18 protein-coding genes are annotated in these 17968 nt (G+C 71.2%); 1 reads left to right on the top strand and 17 read right to left on the bottom strand.

All coding sequences use genetic code 11. The features are described from left to right. Window positions 1-108: 108 nt before the first annotated feature. Window positions 109-486: a DUF192 domain-containing protein gene (locus ACF1A5_RS02595; protein ID WP_392191202.1), complete on the top strand. Its 378-nt coding sequence runs from the start codon at window positions 109-111 to the stop codon at window positions 484-486. A 278-nt stretch (window positions 487-764) separates the two neighbouring features. Here ACF1A5_RS02595 and ACF1A5_RS02590 read toward each other — a convergent pair whose 3' ends face one another. From ACF1A5_RS02590 to ACF1A5_RS02510, 17 genes are all read right to left on the bottom strand, one after another. Next, window positions 765-1634 (bottom strand): hypothetical protein, encoded by an 870-nt coding sequence (locus tag ACF1A5_RS02590; protein ID WP_392190965.1) that lies wholly within the window; start codon window positions 1632-1634, stop codon window positions 765-767. Between the two features lie 73 nt (window positions 1635-1707). After that, window positions 1708-3012: a hypothetical protein gene (locus ACF1A5_RS02585; protein ID WP_392190964.1), complete on the bottom strand. Its 1305-nt coding sequence runs from the start codon at window positions 3010-3012 to the stop codon at window positions 1708-1710. Then, window positions 3002-5542 carry a hypothetical protein gene (locus ACF1A5_RS02580; RefSeq protein WP_392190963.1) on the bottom strand — a complete coding sequence of 847 codons (2541 nt, stop codon included), beginning with the start codon at window positions 5540-5542 and terminating at the stop codon, window positions 3002-3004. Before ACF1A5_RS02580 ends, ACF1A5_RS02585 begins: the two co-directional genes overlap by 11 nt. A gap of 184 nt (window positions 5543-5726) precedes the next feature. Continuing rightward, window positions 5727-6368, bottom strand: a complete 642-nt coding sequence (locus ACF1A5_RS02575; protein ID WP_392190962.1) for an OmpA family protein — start codon at window positions 6366-6368, stop codon at window positions 5727-5729. A gap of 10 nt (window positions 6369-6378) precedes the next feature. After that, complete coding sequence (locus tag ACF1A5_RS02570) at window positions 6379-6951, bottom strand: hypothetical protein (protein WP_392190961.1); 573 nt, start codon at window positions 6949-6951, stop codon at window positions 6379-6381. 34 nt (window positions 6952-6985) lie between these two features. Further along, entirely contained in the window at window positions 6986-7582 is a 597-nt protein-coding gene (locus tag ACF1A5_RS02565) for a pilus assembly protein TadG-related protein (RefSeq protein ID WP_392190960.1), read from the bottom strand. Beyond that, window positions 7582-7812, bottom strand: coding sequence for a hypothetical protein (locus ACF1A5_RS02560; RefSeq protein ID WP_392190959.1), 231 nt, complete (start codon window positions 7810-7812; stop codon window positions 7582-7584). Before ACF1A5_RS02560 ends, ACF1A5_RS02565 begins: the two co-directional genes overlap by 1 nt. Before the next feature lie 148 nt (window positions 7813-7960). Then, window positions 7961-8863 (bottom strand): response regulator, encoded by a 903-nt coding sequence (locus ACF1A5_RS02555; RefSeq protein ID WP_392190958.1) that lies wholly within the window; start codon window positions 8861-8863, stop codon window positions 7961-7963. A 61-nt stretch (window positions 8864-8924) separates the two neighbouring features. Further along, a complete protein-coding gene (locus ACF1A5_RS02550; RefSeq protein WP_392190957.1) occupies window positions 8925-10118 on the bottom strand; it encodes a sensor histidine kinase in 1194 nt (397 codons plus the stop codon). A gap of 695 nt (window positions 10119-10813) precedes the next feature. Continuing rightward, window positions 10814-11701, bottom strand: coding sequence for a DUF5936 domain-containing protein (locus ACF1A5_RS02545; RefSeq protein WP_392190956.1), 888 nt, complete (start codon window positions 11699-11701; stop codon window positions 10814-10816). Between the two features lie 33 nt (window positions 11702-11734). Beyond that, entirely contained in the window at window positions 11735-12676 is a 942-nt protein-coding gene (locus ACF1A5_RS02540; RefSeq protein ID WP_392190955.1) for a type II secretion system F family protein, read from the bottom strand. A gap of 11 nt (window positions 12677-12687) precedes the next feature. Beyond that, complete coding sequence (locus ACF1A5_RS02535) at window positions 12688-14025, bottom strand: CpaF family protein (protein ID WP_392190954.1); 1338 nt, start codon at window positions 14023-14025, stop codon at window positions 12688-12690. A gap of 29 nt (window positions 14026-14054) precedes the next feature. Beyond that, window positions 14055-14501, bottom strand: coding sequence for a TadE/TadG family type IV pilus assembly protein (locus tag ACF1A5_RS02530; RefSeq protein ID WP_392190953.1), 447 nt, complete (start codon window positions 14499-14501; stop codon window positions 14055-14057). Window position 14502: 1 nt separating this feature from the next. Then, a complete protein-coding gene (locus tag ACF1A5_RS02525; protein WP_392190952.1) occupies window positions 14503-14907 on the bottom strand; it encodes a TadE/TadG family type IV pilus assembly protein in 405 nt (134 codons plus the stop codon). After that, the gene (locus ACF1A5_RS02520; protein WP_392190951.1) at window positions 14907-16151 is read right to left on the bottom strand and encodes a CpaE family protein; all 1245 of its coding nucleotides are present in this window, start codon (window positions 16149-16151) and stop codon (window positions 14907-14909) included. Before ACF1A5_RS02520 ends, ACF1A5_RS02525 begins: the two co-directional genes overlap by 1 nt. 9 nt (window positions 16152-16160) lie before the next feature. After that, window positions 16161-16868 carry a Flp pilus assembly protein CpaB gene (gene cpaB, locus ACF1A5_RS02515; RefSeq protein ID WP_392190950.1) on the bottom strand — a complete coding sequence of 236 codons (708 nt, stop codon included), beginning with the start codon at window positions 16866-16868 and terminating at the stop codon, window positions 16161-16163. Between the two features lie 123 nt (window positions 16869-16991). After that, window positions 16992-17801, bottom strand: a complete 810-nt coding sequence (locus ACF1A5_RS02510) for a hypothetical protein (protein WP_392191201.1) — start codon at window positions 17799-17801, stop codon at window positions 16992-16994. Window positions 17802-17968 lie beyond the last annotated feature (167 nt).

Genomic DNA, 17968 nt, shown 5'->3' with positions numbered 1-17968 from the left:
GATCCGTAGGGCGGATGGGCCCGTGGGCCCATGTGGGCCCGCCTTCCCGTGGATACGGTGCTGGCCGTACGGGAGTACGTCGGTACGACGGGCGGAGGCGGGGCGGGGATGGGACGGCGCTGGCGGGACGGTCGGGGAGAGCTGACCGTGCACGGGAACGGAGCGGCACCGGTGACGGTCCCGCTGGAGCTGGCGACCTCGTACCGGGCCCGCACCAGGGGCCTGCTCGGCCGGGACACCGTCGACGGCGCGATCCTGCTCTCGCCCGCGAACAGCGTGCACACCTTCCGGATGCGCTTCCCCATCGACGTCGCCCACCTCGACCGCGACCTCACCGTCCTCGCGGTACGCACCATGCCCCCGAACCGCCTGGGCCTGCCCCGCCTCCGCTCCCGGCACGTGCTGGAGACGGACGCGGGGGTGATGGCGGGCTGGGGACTGCGGGCGGGGGTGCGGGTGACGGTGGTGGCGGAGCAGGTCAGGTGACGGGGCGTCGTCCATCGGCGTCGCCCTGGTTCGCCCGTGGCTCCCGGACGATCTCGGGCAACTCCGAAACGGGAACGAGTGGCAGCTCCGCCACCGGGGACGCCACCGCGTCGATCGTGTGCACGGGTGGTTCGTCGTCCGAGGACAGCAGCCGGGCCGAGTCCTCCGCCAGTGCCGGACGTCTGCGATGGGACGAGGTCGTTCCAGGACGATGGCAGCCCGCGCAGGGTCGCGTGCAGCAGGCGGCGAGCGCGGTCTTCACCCGAACGTTCCCAGGGTCACCACGGAAGGCTCCGAGGCCGACGATGCCACCACCAGCGCTCTGCCGGCACGCCGGCCTTGTGTCCGGCCTCCCATTCCTCGGTGTGCTCACGGAAGATCGAGTCCAGTCCCTGCAGGGCTGACCGCAAGCCGTCGGCATATGCCTTGCCTACGCACGGAAGGGCGTCGGCGAGGTCGTCCCGGGCCTTCAGGTCACGATGGAACAGATCCTCCCGGTACCGGCCCGAGGGCGACCAGTCCGACTCCAGACGGCGGCCCAGCCGCGCCCAGATGTGCAGGGCGTAGTGCACACGTCCCTCCACGGTCGCCGTCGTACCCGTCGGGTAGCCGGCGAGGAAGGCGTCGGCCAGCGGCGTGTCGATGTGCTGCCCGTCCAGGATCTCGGGCAGTGCCTCGACCCTCGCACCGGGGAGATCCCGCACCGGCTCCTCCACCACATCGACGCGGTACCCGGCGTCGTCGTCGGTGTCCTCCGCCTCGAGACGGCATCCGACCGAGCGTCCGTCCGGTGTGCCGACCCAGTAGGCGCTCGGTATGTCGACTTCCGACGGGTAGAGCACGGAGGACCCCGTGCGCTCGGCCAGGCCGAGCGCCAGCCCCTCCTCCGTGAGGCCGTCGGCGGTCTCCTCCTCAACGACGATGTCCAGTTCGAGCGCCAGGTCACCCGGCGGCAGCCGACGGTACGTGCAGAGCACGGGCGCCTGCCAGTACCGTCCTTCCTGGTCTCCGTCCGCGTCGGCCACGTCCACCGCCTCGTCCGGAGCTGACAGGACTTCCGCCACCGCTCGACGGAGACCGGCCGGAGGCAGCGCGGCAACAGTGAAGAGGTTGCCCAGCAGAGGCGCATACCGCTCTGTACCGGTCACTCGTTCCCCCTTCGTGGCTCCGCGCACGTCGGAGAGGTCACGGCTCGGAGCGAACGACTCGATGGTTCGACCGTCACCGTGTGGCCAGTTCGCGCACCTGCGGCGGGAGGGTGCCGTCCGCCGCGATGCGGGCCAATGCCTCACGGCTGAGTGTCACCGTGCCGTACCGGTGGAGCGTCATCACGGCCTGCTCCATGGCCACGCCGCACCGGGCGTACTGCTCGGCCAGTTCCATCGCCCACGGGGTGACGAGAGCTTCGTCGTCGACGTACAGACCGAGCCAGGTGAAGACCTCTCCGGCGATCCAGCCGCCGACCCACGTCGTCCACCGCCGGACGAACCGTGATCCTTCCTCTTCGTCCGGTTCCGGCGGAACGCCGGGGATGCCGAGCAGCGCGCACTCCCGCATCGCCTCGAACATGCGCTCCCGGGTGACGTGGGCCGCGTACGGCATCAAGTTCCGCATGACCTCCCGGACCTCGAGCCAGGCGGGCGGCTCCTCGTCGCCGCTCTCCCTCCCGCTCCAAGCGGGGGCGGGGACCGGATCGGGCACGGGCTCGGCCGGCCTGCAGGCCAGGAGGATCGCCCGCGCCCGGGCGACGTTCTCCTCGGCCGCCGGCAGATCGGCCGGCCACTGGAAGCCCGCGGCCCATCCGTAGGGCAGCTCTCGTACCACGGGTGGCAGCAAGGGCTCCTCGTCGGAAGCCGGTTTCCGGGCGCGCGCCTCGTAGCGGGGGCGGCGCAGCAGGAGGAGCCGCGAACGGATGTACGGGCGGAAGTCCCGGACCTCGTCGTCGTGTACCAGGGCCAGCAGCGCCTCCTCGCCGCGTGGCCGGCCGAGGGTCAGGAGCAGGCGGACCGCCGGTTCCACGGCCAGGCCGACCCGGACGTAGGCCTTGGCCAGGCGGACCGCCTCGCTGGCGTGCCCCAGGTGGATCCCGCGCTCCAGGAGGGCGAACGCGTCGGAGGCCAGGGCCTGCCGTACCGAGGTGGCCCACTCGGCGGCCGTGACGTCGATCTGCTCCCGCGTCGGTGGGGAGGACACCGAGGGGATGCCCAGTTCGGACCACTTCGCGAGCACCTGGGACACGCGGTCCCGGGTGACGTCGGCGGTGGTCGGCATGAGCCGGGGCAGCCATGCGTCCGCCTCGTCCAGGGTGCGGTCGTCGCGCTCGTCGTAGAAGTCCCGCAGCGGCTCGTCCCAGTCGTGCACACTGTGGCGGCGCTCGGGCAGGGAGGCCCGCAGGACCTCGAGCGCCTGCTCCGCGTGCGTGGGCGGGAGCTCCGCAAGGGCGGGACGCCTGCGATGGGTGAGGTCGTTCCAGGGCGGCGGAAGCTCGCGCATCGCCAGGGGCAGGAGGTGATCATCACGAGACACCCAGGTACTCCATTGCTTCCTTCGGGGTCTTCATCTTCGACCAGTCCAGCGTTCCCGCCGCCCGGCGCGCGTCGATCTCCGTCTGCATCCTCGCGAGTTGACTCGGGGAGATGTCCTGGCCGGCGATCCGGATCGGTACGTTGTTCTTAGCCAGTGTGCTCGCCGGCGTGCCCTCCGGCTTGTATTTCACTCCATCGCGTTTGCCGCTCTTGTATCCGCTGAAGATGTTGCTCCACTTGTCGTTGGTCGCGATGTCCACCCTGGTGGCACGGCCCGCGCCGTCCTTGCCCTGCCAGCGGGCCATGTCCTCGACCTGCCGCTCGAAGTCGGCCTTGATGGTGGCGTTGCCGGTGTTCTTGACTTCCACGACATGGACCTTGCCGTCCTTGCCCTTGTAGAGCACATCGGCGTCGTTGATGTCGGAGATGTCGACGCTCTCGCCGCCGCCGAGATCGACCTTCGTCTTGCCGAAGTCCTTGCCGACGGCGGTGTGCACCGTGGTACCGGCAGCAGCTTCGACGTCGGCCGCATGCTGGACGGCGTTGAGTTCGGCTTCGGCCTGGGCGAGTTCGTCCGTGTTCTTCGCGTTGAGAATCTTGCTGGTGAGGGTGGACCTCGCTTCCTTGGAGACGTTCGGCGTCTTCGCCAGCTTCCCGACCTCGTCCAATGCTCGAGCCGCGTCCCCGGTGCCGATCTCCTTCTTGGCCGGGTCGGGGTCGTCCTTCGCGCGGCCGGCGATGTCGTCGACGTTCTTCGCGGAGTGTGGGATGCCCTCGTCGTCGAGCGCCTTCTTCGCGGCATCCTTGCTGTGCGCCAGATCGGCGGCCTTCGCCGCACGGTCCGCCTCGTCCGCCTGCTTGCGGGCCTCCTGGGCCTCCTTCCTGGCCTCCTCGTCGCAGCCGTCCTCGGCGAGGATCACGTAGGGGGAGGCGCCGGCGGCCAGGACGGTGGTGCCGGTGCCGGGGGCGCCGGTGAGGGTGCCGGGGGTGGCATCGCGCGGGCCGTCGTCGTACGGGGTCCCGCGGGCCGGGGCGGAGAGGGTGCAGCCGGACTGCCTGGCCTTCTTCTCGGCCTCGTCGGCCGCCTCGTCGGCCTGCTTGGCCGCCTTCTCGGCGCCCTCGACGTCTCCCGCCCTGGCCGCCTTCTTGGCGTCCTCGGCCGCCTTGCCCGCCTTCTCCGCGAGCTTGCCCAGCTTCGCGAGCTTGCCGAGTTTGCCCAGCTCGCCGACCTTCTCCACGACCTTGGCGGCGTCGTAGCCGGGGATGAAGAGGGAGCCGACGTTCCAGATGACGTGGGTGACGGCACGGGTCTTGTCGCCGTTCTTCCAGTCGTTCGCGACGTCGTCGCCGATGAACATGTCGTAGAGGACCGTGCCGCCGGTCTTCAGCGAGGCTCCGCCCCAGTCCAGGACTGCGCCGAGGTGGTCACCCTTGGACCACTCGTCGCGGGCGCCCCGGGAGTTGTCCCACCAGTCCTCGCCGAGCTGCTTGCCGTAGTCGCCTATGCCCTTGAGGGTGTCGAGGGGATGGCGGACCATGCCCCAGATGCCGGTGACGTCGCCCCACACGCCGTCGACGAACAGGCCTTGGCCGACCTGCTTGACCTGGTCGCCGGCGCAGCCGAAGAAGGCGCCGACGCCGGAGAAGCAGCCGTCGTCCTTCTTCTGGCCGTCGCCCTGGTCTCCCCCGTCGTTCTGGTCGCCGCTCCGGTCGCCGTCATCGTTCCCGCTGCTCTCGTTTCCGCTCCCGTTTCCGCTCTCGTTTCCGTCGCCGTGCGTGCCGCTGTCGGTGGTCGTGTCACCGCCCGTGGGGCCGGTGTTCCGGCCGTCGGTGCTCCGACCGTCGGTGGTGGTGCCGGAGGCGTCCGTGGCGGTGCCGTCCGCCGGGGCCGGACAGCCCATGCCGACGACCTTGCAGACGTGGGCCTGTATGCCCCCGTATATCTGCGTACCGAGACCGCTGACCACCAGCGCGGTGACTATGGCGACGACGATGGCGACCAGGCCGGCGTACTCGATCGCCGTCTGCCCCTCGTCGCCGCCCCGCCGCCACCGGATCATCCGGGCGAGAGAGAACGGGCGGCGCTCGGCCCGCTCCAGCTCCGGGAGTCCGTACCACTCCCGGCTCTCGGACTGGAGCAGGAAGTAGACGATGAGGACGGGGAGGAAGAGCTGGACGCCGCCGCGGGCGGAACCGGCGGCGAGGTTGGTGAGCCCGCCGAGGATCAGCCAGACCTGAACGGCGATCAGCCCGCGCCTGACCCGGGCCCCGCCCTCCCACGTCCGCCGGGCCAGCCACCACCCGAGGACGCCGGGCGCGGCCGCGTAGGCGACGAGGGCGATCACGCCTCCGTCGAGGACGTCGTACGACGAGGCGGTCAGCAGCAGCCCGACCCCGCCCAGCACGGTGGCGACGAACAGCACGTGCACCAGCGTCAGTGCCACCGACAGCGACCGCGGCATCCCGCGGCGCCCCCCACGCCCGGACGACCACGATCCCTCGAACTCCGGCACTCCCCCGACCGAGGCCATGCCCCCTCCCCCCACGTCGGCACACAACTAGGGGGAGGTTAGGAAGGAAGCGCCCGCCCAGGATGGGCCCGTGGGCCCAAAACGACACCCAAAGCGCATGACACGGCGCCACCGACAACCGAAAGCCCTCCGCGTCGCGATCCGGGAGATCGGGACGCGGAGGGCCGGTCGCCTGCCGCCGTGATCAGCTCTGGGTCCGGGGGAAGGACACCTCCACCCGGCGGTTCTTCTTGCGGCCGGCCTCCGTGGAGTTGTCGGCGATCGGGTACTGCTCGCCGTAGCCGCGGACCTCGAAGGTGATGTCGGAGTCGTTCAGGTCCTGGTCCAGGACGTCCTGTACGGCGTTGGCGCGCTGCTTGGACAGGACGTCCCCGTGGGCGGAGGAGCCGAGGTTGTCGGTGAAGCCGAAGACCCGGACGTGGGTGGACTTCTGCTTCTTGATCTCCTCCGCGATCGCGGCGATACGGGACTTCGCCTCGTCGCTGAGCTTCGCGCTGTCCTTGCCGAACAGCACCTCGGCCTGGAGCGCGAAGGTCACGTCCGTGTTGGTGTCCGAACGGCGCTCCTCGCCGCCCTGGTCCTCCACCACCGACTTGATGTCGAGGACTTTGGGGGCGGCGAGGGTGGCGCCTTCCGGCAGCTTCAGGTCGGGGTCGTTCGGGTCGACCTTCACAGGGGCCGTCGCGGAGGCCTCCGTGCCCGGGGGCACGCTGGGACCGCCGTCGGCGTGCGCGACGACGGCGCCGTAGAAATTCGCGGCGACCATGACGGTGGCGGCGGTGAACGCGAGGGCGAGACGTGGGCGCCCGCCAGGGGTGTGGGTCATCGCGGCCGCCTCACCCGGAGATCTGGATGGTGGCGCTGGAGAAGGTGGGCAGTTGGAAGCTCACTTCGGTCGTATTGGCCGGTGGCGCCGGGAACTGCATGAAGACTGGCAGACTTCGGCCCGCCTCAATCGTGCCGAGGGACGTCGTCGTCAGAGGTCGCCCTTCCGTGTCGCGCAGCACGTAATAGCGCTTTTTCCCTTTAGAATCCACGAGTGTTGCACCACCGAGCGAAGGACCGTGCTTGACGATCTCGGTTTCGTCTCCGCTCATTTGTGGCGGGACAACAACCGACTTGGCACCATCGTTCTTCAGGTCCCCGTTCACGGTGACAAATCCGCCGGAGTCACGGTCAGCAGAGGTGATCTGAAGGAGCAGCCCGTCCTGCCCCCTCAACTCCGCCAGCGGCTGATCCGACTGCCCCTCCTGAGCACTCGGTTTGGACGCGTCGTCCTTGGAGGCGGACGCCGGCGTGTTCGGCTTCTCACCTCCGTCGCCGCAACCGACCGCACCAAGGGCCAGACCGGCCGCAACAGTCAGCGCGACCAGGCCCCTACGGGCCTTCGCAGTGCACCGAATGCTCATCACTCTGCTTCCTTCATCACTCGTCGTTCGCTTGTCAGTCGGCCAGGTGGACGTCGAAGAGGTCCTCGGGTCCAGGAAGGTCGGTGAGATGCTCGGGGTCCAACTCCCATTTCCTGCCGCCGCACGTGAGCGGTGGCAGGGCCTTCTCCTCGGCACCCTCTGCGGGAGGCTTGAACGTGCAGCGAGACTCGATCACTGCAACGGCAGACGCATGCGAGTGCCGGTTCTCCGTACCGGGGACCAGTGAATCGCCGACGGGCTTCGCGGTCCTGACCTCGACCGTGTAGCTCATCCGCCACTGGTTCGGCTCGCACCCGGTCACGTCCGCATCGTTCTGCGTGGCGAGTTGTCGTGCCCGTACGCATCCGGCGAGAACCGTGTTCCGGCCTTGGAGAATGTCCCGCCACTTGCTCGGGTCGCGCACGTCTTTCACCCACGCGCCCGCGAGTTGGTCCCGGGTAGCCTGTGCCGCCGCCAACGCCGCCGCGTCGGCCGCCGTCTCAGCGCCGTTCCTGTTCACCGCGGCCTGGCCGACCGCAAGGTAAGCGAACGCGAGAAAGAGCAGGCCCGCCACCACCGTGATGTAGATGGGGAAGGCCTGCCCTGCGTCGCCGTATTTGCGCGGCCGCATCAGGTAATTTCGTTGATCTTCTGCTGAATCTTCTGCAGGATCGTCTGCCCGATGTTGGTACCCGTGATCGCCAGCACGATCGCCACCACCACCGCGATGATGCCCAGGTACTCGACCGCGGTCTGTCCCTTGTCGCCGGCGCGGCGCTGCATCGCCTCGGCCGTCGTGTTCCTCCAGCCGTTCACGCGGACCTTGGTGGCCACGGCCGTCTTCAGCATCAGGTCGCTCATGGTGTTCCCCTCCGGGTCGAGTCTTGGTGTCGCTTGCGACACCGGAAAGGTAGGCCGGAACATCCCGTCCGCCCGAGGGCCCCAGGGCCCAATCCCGGGCCCAATGCGAGGCCCAGCCGCTCATCCCCCGTACCGTCGTCATCAGGGGTCACCCCACCCCTCGTCCGGAGCCCGGGGCCGTGCCCAGCCACTTCGCCGCGGCCTCCGCCCGGCTGGTGCTGTGGAGTTTGGCGAAGATGCGGTTGATGTGGTTCTTGACCGTCTTCTCGCTGATGAAGCAGGTGGCGGCGATCTGCTGGTTCGTCATGCCGGACGCGATGAGGTCCATGATCTCCGCCTCCCTCGTGCTGAGTTGGAACCTCGACCTGTCGACGGCGGCCGGACGGCCACCTGTCCATCCAGACGACGACTCTCCCACATTCGGTTGCAGTTGCGAAAGGTTTTCTGCAGAAATAGCCTGAACGGCGCCTGTTGCGAAGTCGGACGTGTGTGCAGTTGCACCTCCCAGGCCCTCGGGGAGTGGTCCGCCGCCCGCGGGGCTCCGGTCATCCTGGCGCAACTGCGCCAGCAGCGCGCCCGCCGCCGTCGGGGTGAAGTGGGCCCGGCCCTCCTTGATGTCCCTTACCGCCGTCACCAGCTGATCCGCCGTGAACTCGCCGTGCACCAGATATCCGCCCGCGCCGCGGCGCAGCGCCTCCTGGACGATCTCGGACTCGCGGCTGTACGTGAGCATCACGACCGGGGCGATCCGGACGAGGTACGGCAGCGCCGAGATGCCGTCCACGCCGGGCATGCGGACGTCCAGCAGGACCACGTCGGGGCGGTGTTGCTGGGCCGCCTCCCACGCCTCGCGGCCGTCGGCGGCCTCCGCGACCACCGTGATGTCCGCGCGGCCGGACAGCAGCGCCGTCAGGCCGGCCCGGACCACGGGGTTGTCGTCCGCGACGACGACCCTGAGGGGTGCGCTCGGCGCGGGGCGGGGGAAGCCCTCGAAGGGGTTCGGGGGCGGGGACTGCTGGGGGCCGGGGTGGGATGTCGTCCGGTCCGGCATCTGCGGCCTCCTCTCGGATGGTGGGTGGGGGACGGGGTGGTGCGGGATCCGTACGTCGATGTCATGCGGGTGGTCCGGTCAGGGCCGCCAGCGGGAGTTCCAGGCGGACCTCGGTGCCCCGTGGGTGGGCACCACGGCCGATGCGGATGCGGGCCCCGACGGAGGCGGCCCGCTCGACCATGCCGACCAGGCCGAAGTGGCCCGCGCGGCGCAGCTGTTCGAGGCTGGTGCCCGCGGGCAGGCCGCGCCCGTCGTCGTACACGCTGATGCGCAGCAGGCCGTCGTGGACTCCGGCGTGTACGTCGACCCGCGTCGGCTCGGCGTGGCGGTGGGCGTTCTCCATCGCCTCCGAGGCGATCGTGAGGAGCTGGCGGGCCACGGCGGGCGGGACCGGTGGGACGGCGTGCTCGCCGGTGGGGCGGTAGGTGGCGGGCAGGCGGGTCCGTTTGCCGAAGTCCCGGGTGCGGGCCGCCAGTTCGACCAGTACGTCGGTTCCGTGGCCGGGGTCGGACTCGCGGCGCAGGTCCGCCAGGAGTTCGCGGGCCTCCGCGGCGGCGCGGCGGGCCGAGCGGGCGACCAGTTCGGCCTGTTGCCTGACCAGCGCCTGGTCCATGCGCCCGGCTCCCGCCGAACCGGCGAGGCCGTCGGCGGCCAGGGCCACGCCGTGCAGGGTCTTGGCGACCGAGTCGTGCATCTCGCGGGCCAGCCGGGCGCGTTCGGCGGCGACCGCCTCCGTGACGGCGAGGCGGGCCTGGACGGTGGTGAGAGCCTCGGTGGCCTCGCCGAAGCGGAGCATGAGGTTGCGCAGGGTGGAGCCCACCGCCCCGCTGATGACGCACAGTCCGGGCAGGAGTGCCACCTGCGCCAGGTGCGGGTGCGCGTGCCTCCCGGCCGTGAGCACCAGCAGGAGGATCAGGGACTGGAGGGACGCGAAGGCCGCGGCGCCGCGCCAGCCGTAGACCAGGCCGGCGAGCAGCGGGGTGCAGACGCTGACGTAGGCGAGGGTGGTGTCGGGGCCCGCGGACACCAGGAGCAGCGAGCCGAAGAGGGTGTCCACGGCCAGGAGGCTGGGGTGGCGCAGGAGGAGGGGGCCGAAGCGTTCCCAGTCCCGGAAGAGGACGTAGGAGCCCATGAAGGTGACCACGACGGCCGCGCCGACCAGGCGGGTGGCCAGTCCGGGGGCGGCGTTGACCAGGGCGGAGGGGGCGGCCAGGGCGATCATGGCCAGGCGGAAGCCGAAGACCTGCCGGCACATGGCCTGGAGCGCGTTGATCTGGATGGCCGTCTTCTCGGGGGCCGTCGGTGCGGTCGGTGCGGGGGTGGCAAGGGGGGTGCCCGCATCGGCGGTGGGAGGGCCCTCGTGCGCCGGCAGCGGTGCGGCGGGCGGGGGCCCGGCAGGAGAGGGGGGGCCGGCAGGGCCAGGAGGACGGACGCGACCAGGAGGACCGGCGGGTCCGGTCTGTGCCGCCATCGGCCCGGCGGGCCCGGGCCCGGATCCAGACCCCGAGCCGGCCCCGGTCGTGGTCGCCGACGGCTCGGCCGGCGCACCCGGTACCGGCACCTCCGGCGCACCCCGTACACCGGGCTCACCCGGCCCGCCCGGCCTTCCCGGCGACCCGGTGCCGCCCGCTGGGCTCCCGCCCCTCCGGCCGATCCGCACCGTCCGCCCCGCGCCGCCTCCGTCCCCGCCCCCGGCGTCCGTCCCCGCCGGCCGCGCGCCGCCCGTCCACGGGCTCGTCTGCTGCGGCACCCCCGGGAGGGCGGCCGTCGCGGGTTCCCAGCCGGGTGGGAGGGCCGGGGTCACCGAGGTGACCGGGATGTCGGGGGCGCCCGTGCGGACGTGGGCGGGCAGGACCGTGCCCGCCGGAGGGGTGGTGATCTCCGGGGGTTTGGGGCGGCGGCGCAGCAGGCCGACGCGCTCGTTGGCCGGGGTCATGTCCTCGTCGCCCCCTATTTGCCCGTGACGGAGCCGAAGTCCACGCCGGAGCCGAGGAGCAGGCCCGCGCCGAGGAGGATCATCGTGGCCGGGACCATGAAGGTGGTGATCATCATGGTGGCCTTGGGGACCGCGCGGGCGGCCTTGCGGCGGGCGTTCTGCGCGTCCGTGCGGCGCATGTCCTTGGCCAGCGCGACCAGTGTGTCGACGATCGGCGCGCCGAGTTCCTCGCCCTGCTGCAGGGCCGTCACGAACATCGCCACCTGCTCGGAGTCGTTGCGGCGGCGCAGTTCGGCGAAGGCCTGGCGGCGGCTCATGCCGAGGTCCATCTGGCGCAGGGTGATACGGAGTTCGTCCGCCCAGGGGCCCTCGTACTTGGCGGCGACGCGGTCCAGGGCCTGGCGGAAGCCGAGGCCCGCGCTGACCACGACCGCGAGCACGTCCAGGAAGTCGGGGAGGGTCCGTTCGATCACGTCCTTGCGGATGCGGATCGCGGACCAGATGCCGACCTCCGTCCAGAACGCGCCGAAGGCGAACAGCAGCAGCGCGACGAAGACGCTGCCACGCATGAGGAACACCAGGCCCCCGACCCCGCCGAGGAAGCCGTAGACCGCGCGGCGGGCGGCGTAGCGGTCGATGGTCAGGCCGCCGGGGTTGCCCGCCAGGTCGATCCTGCGGCGGTACCGGGCCACCAGCTTGGGGCCCATCAGACGCAGGACGGCGGGGGCGTAGCGCATGCCGAGTCGGTCGATCAGCGAGTCCACCGCGCCGGTGCGGGTGGCGCCGACCTCCAGGGCCAGCGCGAGGTCGCCGGGCAGCTTGGCGTCCGCGCGGTACATGCGGACGCCGGCGAAGGCGCCCCAGACGCTGAGGCCCATGACGAGGGCGAGCAGCAGTGCCATGCCGGCCTCACCTCCTTTCCGTGAAGGGTGGACTCAGACGTCGATGCGGGACAGGCGGCGGATGAGGAAGAAGCCGACGGCGTACAGCGCGAAGGCGATGATCACGGCTCCCTGGCCGATCGGGGAGCCCGTCATGCGGTCCAGCGCGCCCGACTTGACGCCGTTCATCAGGAACAGCGAGCCCACGCCCAGCACCGGCACCGCGTACGAGGTCATGTTGACCTGGGAGAGCTGGGTGCGGACCTCGCGGCGGGTCTCCTTGCGCTCCTCCAGCGTCTCGGTGAGGTTGCGCAGGGCGCTGACCACCTGGCCGCCGGCCCGGTTGGACAGGACCAGGGTGGTGACCAGGACGACCAGTTCGCGGGAGGGGAGGCGGTCGGCCAGTTCGCCCAGCGCGTCGTCCATCGAGGCGCCGAGGGCCAGCTGGTGTGCCACCTTGCCCAGTTCCTCGCCCGCCGGGGCCTCCAGCTCCTCGGCCGCCATGCCGATCGCGGTGCGCAGGGCGAGACCGGCCTGCGTGGCGTTGGCCAGGATGCGGGCCAGTTCGGGAAGTTGGCCGATGAACTTCTCGATGCGCTTCTGCCGCTGCCAGTTGAGGAACTGCAAGGCCGCCCAGATGCCGAGCAGCCCGGCCAATGGGCCGAAGAAGGGCGCCAGGGACGCCTGGCCGATCAGCCACAGGGCCGCCACGGTGGCGAGCATGTAGACGAAGAACTCGCCGGGGGTGACGTCCAGTCCCGTCGCGGCCAGCCGCAGCTCCAGTTTCCGGCCGAGCCGGGTGCGGCGCAGCCGGCGGTCCAGGGTGCGGAAGCGCCGGCGGCGGCCCACCGGGATCTGGCCGGTCTGCGAGAGACGGTCCACCAGCGCCGCCCGCTGCGCCCGGCCGGTGGCGTAGGAGTGCAGGCCCATGACGGCCAGGACGCAGGTCAGCAGGGTGACGCCGACGGTCAGCGGGACGAGGGTGTGCAGATCCATGGGACGGCTTCCTACCTGGCTTCTCGGGTGGCGAGCTGGTCTGCGGACTGGGCGACGCCGAAGGCCTGGGGGATGGGCTGGCCGGCCATGTAGAGGCGGTCGGCGGTGCGGCGCGGCAGCGGGTGGTACTCGAAGGTCCCGTGGACCCGGCCGTCGGCGGTCATGGGCAGCGCGGCGAAGCGGGCCACGGTGGCCAGCCGGTACGCCTCGCCGCCGTGGCTGTCGAGCAGCGCGATCTCGGTGACGCGGCGGGCGCCGTCGGCGAACCGGGTGAGCTGGACGATGACGTCGACGGCGCTGTTGATCTGGTCGTGCAGGGCCACGAAGGGGATCTCCACGTCGGACATGGAGGCCAGGGTCTGCAGGCGCATCAGCGCGTCCTCGGCGCTGTTGGCGTGCACGGTGGCGAGGGAGCCGTCGTGGCCGGTCGACATCGCCTGGAGCATGTCCAGCGACTCGCCGCCGCGGACCTCACCGACGACGATGCGGTCGGGGCGCATACGCAGCGAGTTGCGCACCAGGTCGCGGATGCTGACCTGGCCCCGGCCCTCCACGTTGGGCGGCCGGGACTCCAGCCGGATCACGTGCGACTGCTGGAGCTGGAGTTCGGCGGAGTCCTCGATGGTGATGATGCGCTCGCCCTCCGGGATGAGGCCGGACAGGGCGTTGAGCAGCGTGGTCTTCCCCGTGCCGGTGGCGCCGGAGACGATGACGTTGAACTTCGCCTGCACCAGCCCGGCGAGCAGGTACAGCATGTGCTCGTCCAGCGAGCCGAAGCCGATGAGTTCCTGGAGCGTGAAGGAGCGCGGGAAGCGGCGGATGGTGAGGATGGGGCCGGTGAGCGACAGCGGCGGGATGATGACGTTGACGCGTTCGCCGGAGGGGAGGCGGGCGTCGACCATCGGATTGGACTCGTCCACACGGCGGTTGACGGTCGAGACGATCCGCTCGATGGTCTGCATCAGCTGGTCGTGGGAGGCGAAGCGGAGCGGGAGCTGTTCCACCCGGCCGCCGCGCTCGACGAAGATCGCGTCGGGGCCGTTCACCATGATCTCGGTGATGGAGGCGTCCTCCAGGAGCGGTTCGAGGATGCCGAGGCCGAGGGCCTCGTCGACCACCCGGCGGATCAGCTGCGAGCGCTCGACGGTCGACAGGACCGGGCCCTCGCGGCTGATGATGTGCCCGAGCACCCGCTCCAGCCGCACCCGGCGCTCGGCGGCGGCCAGCGAACTCATCTCCGCGAGGTCGATCTCCTCCAGGAGCTTCGCCCGGTAGGAGGCGACCAGGTGACCGTCCTCGCCCCGACTGCTCTTCTCCTCGGGTGAGTTGATGCGTGCGCGGAGGCTCATGGGTCCTGCTTCCTCGGTCCGTTCCTCGTTCAGTGGTCGAGCGGCATGGTGGCGCGCTTGCGGGCGGGGTCGAAGTCCCAGCCGGGGACGATGGACGGGATGGTCACCGTCGCGGTGACGGTGACCGTGTCGTCGCCGGGGGCCTCCCCGCAGCTGGTGCGGCCGGCCAGCCAGTCGGCCACCGCCTGCCGGCAGCCCGCTTGCGCGCCCATGCGGAGCGAGGCCGCGCGGGCCCCGGCCCGGGCCGCCGTGCCCGCCTGCTGGGCGGTGTACGCGATCAGCCCGATCTGGACGACGGCCATGGCGACGATCATCAGGATCGGGACGAACCCGAGGTACTCGAGGGCGGCCTGCCCGCGGTCGCGTCGCCCGCCCTCGTGCCGCGAGCGGTCGCGCCACCGGCGCTCGGGCCGGCCGCGCTCCCGCCTTCCGCGGCCGTGCCGCCCGCGCTCGTGCCACCCGCGCTGAAACGCCATGTCACTTCGCCTCCTCGACGGCGCCCGCGTGCCCGTGGATCCTCGGGAAGGGGAAGCCCACCGACCCGGGGAAGAGGACGGGCACCTCCAGATAGACGTCGGCCGTGACGTACCCGCCCGCGCCCGAGCGGCAGTTGATGTCGCCGCCCTGCCATGCGCTCGGCAGGTCCCGCCTGCCCTCCCGTTCGCACGCCGCCTGCCGGTCCTGAGCCGCCGTTCCCGCCCGTACGGCTTCGTCGGCAGCATTCCCCGCGAGCGTGAACGTGTATCCCACCAGTACGGCCTGCCACAGCAGCACCAGCGTGATGATGATCGTCGGCAGCATCCCGAGGAACTCGACGGCCACCTGCCCGCTGTCCGAACGCAGCCGCGGTCGTCGTCCCGAGATGATCCCCAGCACCGTCATCACCCTCCCCCTGCCTCTCTGCGCCGCCGGAAGCTCATCGCTCCCCGGCCGCCGCCCTTCTGCGTGCCGTCGGGCACCTTGACGAGTCCGAGCTCGCCCGCGAGGCCCCACAGGGCCTGTTTGACCACGCTCCTGCTGTCCAGTTCGTGGATGCGCCCGGCGTCCACCGCAGCCTGGAGCTCCTTGAAGTTCGCGGGGATCGCCGTGCCGGCCACCGGCGTGCCGGTGATCCGCCGGACGAGCGGCGGCTGGATCTCCGTACCGCGGGTGTGGCGGTTGACCACCACGGTCGTCTCCTCGGCCTTGCGGATCTGCAGCCGGTCCCACATCCGCACCGTGCGCTTGGCGGCGCGGACCGCGACCACGTCCGGGGTGGTCAGCAGCAGGGCCGTGTCGGCCATCTCGACGGCGGCCGCGCCCGCGCCGCTCATCTGGGCGCCGCAGTCGAGGACGACGACCTCGTAGCGGGAGCGCAGGGCGCTGACGATCTGGCGGGCGGCGCGGTCGGTGACCTCCTCGCCGCGTTCGCCCTCGCCGGGGGCGAGCAGCAGCGCGATGCCGGTGTCGTGCCGGAAGACGGCGTCGGCCAGGACGCGCGGCGAGATGTCGGTGATGGCGGCCAGGTCCACCACCGAGCGGCGGAACTGGACGTCGAGGTAGGAGGCGACGTCCCCGGCCTGGAGGTCCATGTCGACCAGGACGGTGCTGTGCCCGGAGGCCTGGGCGGCGAGGGCGAGCTGGACGGCGGCCAGCGTGGCGCCCACCCCGCCCTTGGCGCCGCTGACGGTCACCACCCGGCCGCCGACACCGCTGAACACGTCGCTGCCGTGGCCGAGGTGGCGCCGGACGCCCACCGACCACTGGGCCACCGCCTGGACCCGGCTGACCAGTTCCTCGTAGCTCAGGGGCAGCGCCACCAGGCCGCGGGCGCCGGAGTCCATGGCCGCGGCGAAGAGGCCGGGGCTCGCGTCGGAGGTGACGAGGATGACCCCGACGGCCGGGAAGCGCAGGGCGACTTCGCGGATCAGTTCCAGGGCCGGCACCGGGCCGATCCGCTCGTGCACCACCACGATCTCGGGCAGTTCGTCGACGGACTCGGCGGCCAGCCGTGCCAGGGTGTCGATGAGCTGGGTCGAGTCGGCGACCGGGGACACCGGCTCCGCGTCGGGGAGCTGGCTGAGCAGTGTCGTGATGGACCGGACCGCGTCCGCGTCACCGACTGCCGGGAGGATCCTGGTGGGCATGCGGGCCTCTCACTTGTCGTTCGCGAGTTCGTAGGTCCGGTCCTTGGCCGGGACGCTGGTGTCGCTGCCGGGGGCGACCAGCGCGAGCCGGACCCGCTGGGCGAAGGACTCGGCGTAGGTGATGCGCTGGGCGTCGACGGTGGTCAGCGCGAACGTGATGGGCACCGCGTCGGTGGGCTGCTGGTTCTTGTTGCCGGCGTCGGGTTCCAGGGCGGTGATCCGGCCGACGTCGAGCACCTTGGCGTTGGTGACGATGATCTTGGACTGGGCGGGGTCCCCCTCACGCTGTCCGTCGAAGGTGGCGTACACGTTGACCGTGGAGCCCGGCGTGATCTTGCCGGCGACGCCGGTCGCCGCGTCGATCATGATCGCGACCTCCTGCTGCCCCGGCTGCAGGGCGGGCTGGTTCACGATCATGTCGCTCTGCAGCAGGGAGCCCGCGCGCAGAGTGGTGACCGCGATCTTGCCCTGGATCTGGGCCAGGTCGGTGACGGCGTTCGACGACAGCCACCGCTTGGGCATCTTGATCTTCTCGAACTGGCTCGTGTCCAGCGGCGTGTAGGGCTTCACATCGGTCCTGAGCCGGTACGCCGCGACCTCGGGGCCCACCTTGGACTTGACGTCCCCGATGACGGAGAGCACGCCCGCGAACGCGCCGAAGGCGCAGATGACGGACAGGAGCAGGAGTATCACGCCGCGGCGCTGACGGGAGTTCATGAACCGTGCAACCTCGTTGGGGATTCGGTCGGGCGGAGTCGAGTGGTCTGAGCGGTGTGCGCTGTTCCTCGGGTGTACTCGGTGCCGCCGGGGCTCCGGACGGCCGGTGCTGCGCGGTCCGGGCTAGCCGGCGGGGACGGGGCCGTCGTAGGCGGGCGGGGTGGCGGAGCAGAAGACGCAGCGGTCCCCGATGACGTCGATGCCGCACCAGTGGCAGACGCCCCGGCGCACCGAGGTGACCAGTTGATAGAGGACCGACAGGTCGGGCAGGTAGGTGCAGAACTCGACGAGCTTGCCGGTCCCCCACCAGTTCGCGGACTCGGCGGGCAGCGCGGCCTCCCGCAGCCCCAGCACGTTCCAGGACGGGGCGAGGGTGGTGCTGACCCAGTCCGACTGGAGCTGGCCCTTGGCGACCACCATCCAGGTGCCGAACTCTGGTCCGTTCAGGGTCGCTTCGGGACCGATCCTGACCAGTTGCGGCGAGGGGTGCGCGACCACGCCGAACTGGCTGCCGGGCACCCAGGACTTGGCGTGCGTCCGGAGGCCGACGGGGACGCGGTCGAGCCGGGTGACGGAGTTGAGGACGGCGCCGGCGTGGACGTAGTGGGTGAGCAGCCGGCCCGCCGAGGCGAGCACGCCGGGGCTGAGGTCGCAGGAGGCGAGCTGGCGCAACTGCCGTGCCAGTACGGCGAGTCCGAGCGGCGGCAGGTCCGGTCGGAACAGCGCGATGCGGTCGCTCTCCAGCAGGGAGCGGACGGTGTGCAGCCGTTGTTCCACACCGCTGTCGACGGCCGCGGAGCAGACGACGATGAGGTGTCCGTGCTGGTCGAGCAGCGCCTGCACCTCGGCCAGCGTCTGCTCCAGCGGTCGGCGGTCCAGGTCGCGCAGGACGACGGCGGGCACCGTCCGCTCGTCCTGGGCGGGCAGCGCCATGTCGACACTGGTCACAGCAATGGCAGTTGGCACGCGCAGCTCCCCGTTTCACGCCTGTCGGTACGCCGCCGTTCCCCACGGCTCACCGAGTCGACTTCACTGCGTGACTACCTCAGCACTGTATCCACGCCTCTGTGACCGGAGAACAGCGATTCTGTAGCTGCCTG

Origin of the sequence: Streptomyces sp. NPDC014864 (assembly GCF_043081525.1) — a bacterium.
Taxonomy (GTDB): domain Bacteria; phylum Actinomycetota; class Actinomycetes; order Streptomycetales; family Streptomycetaceae; genus Streptomyces.
This window is presented reverse-complemented; position numbering and strand designations above follow the sequence as displayed.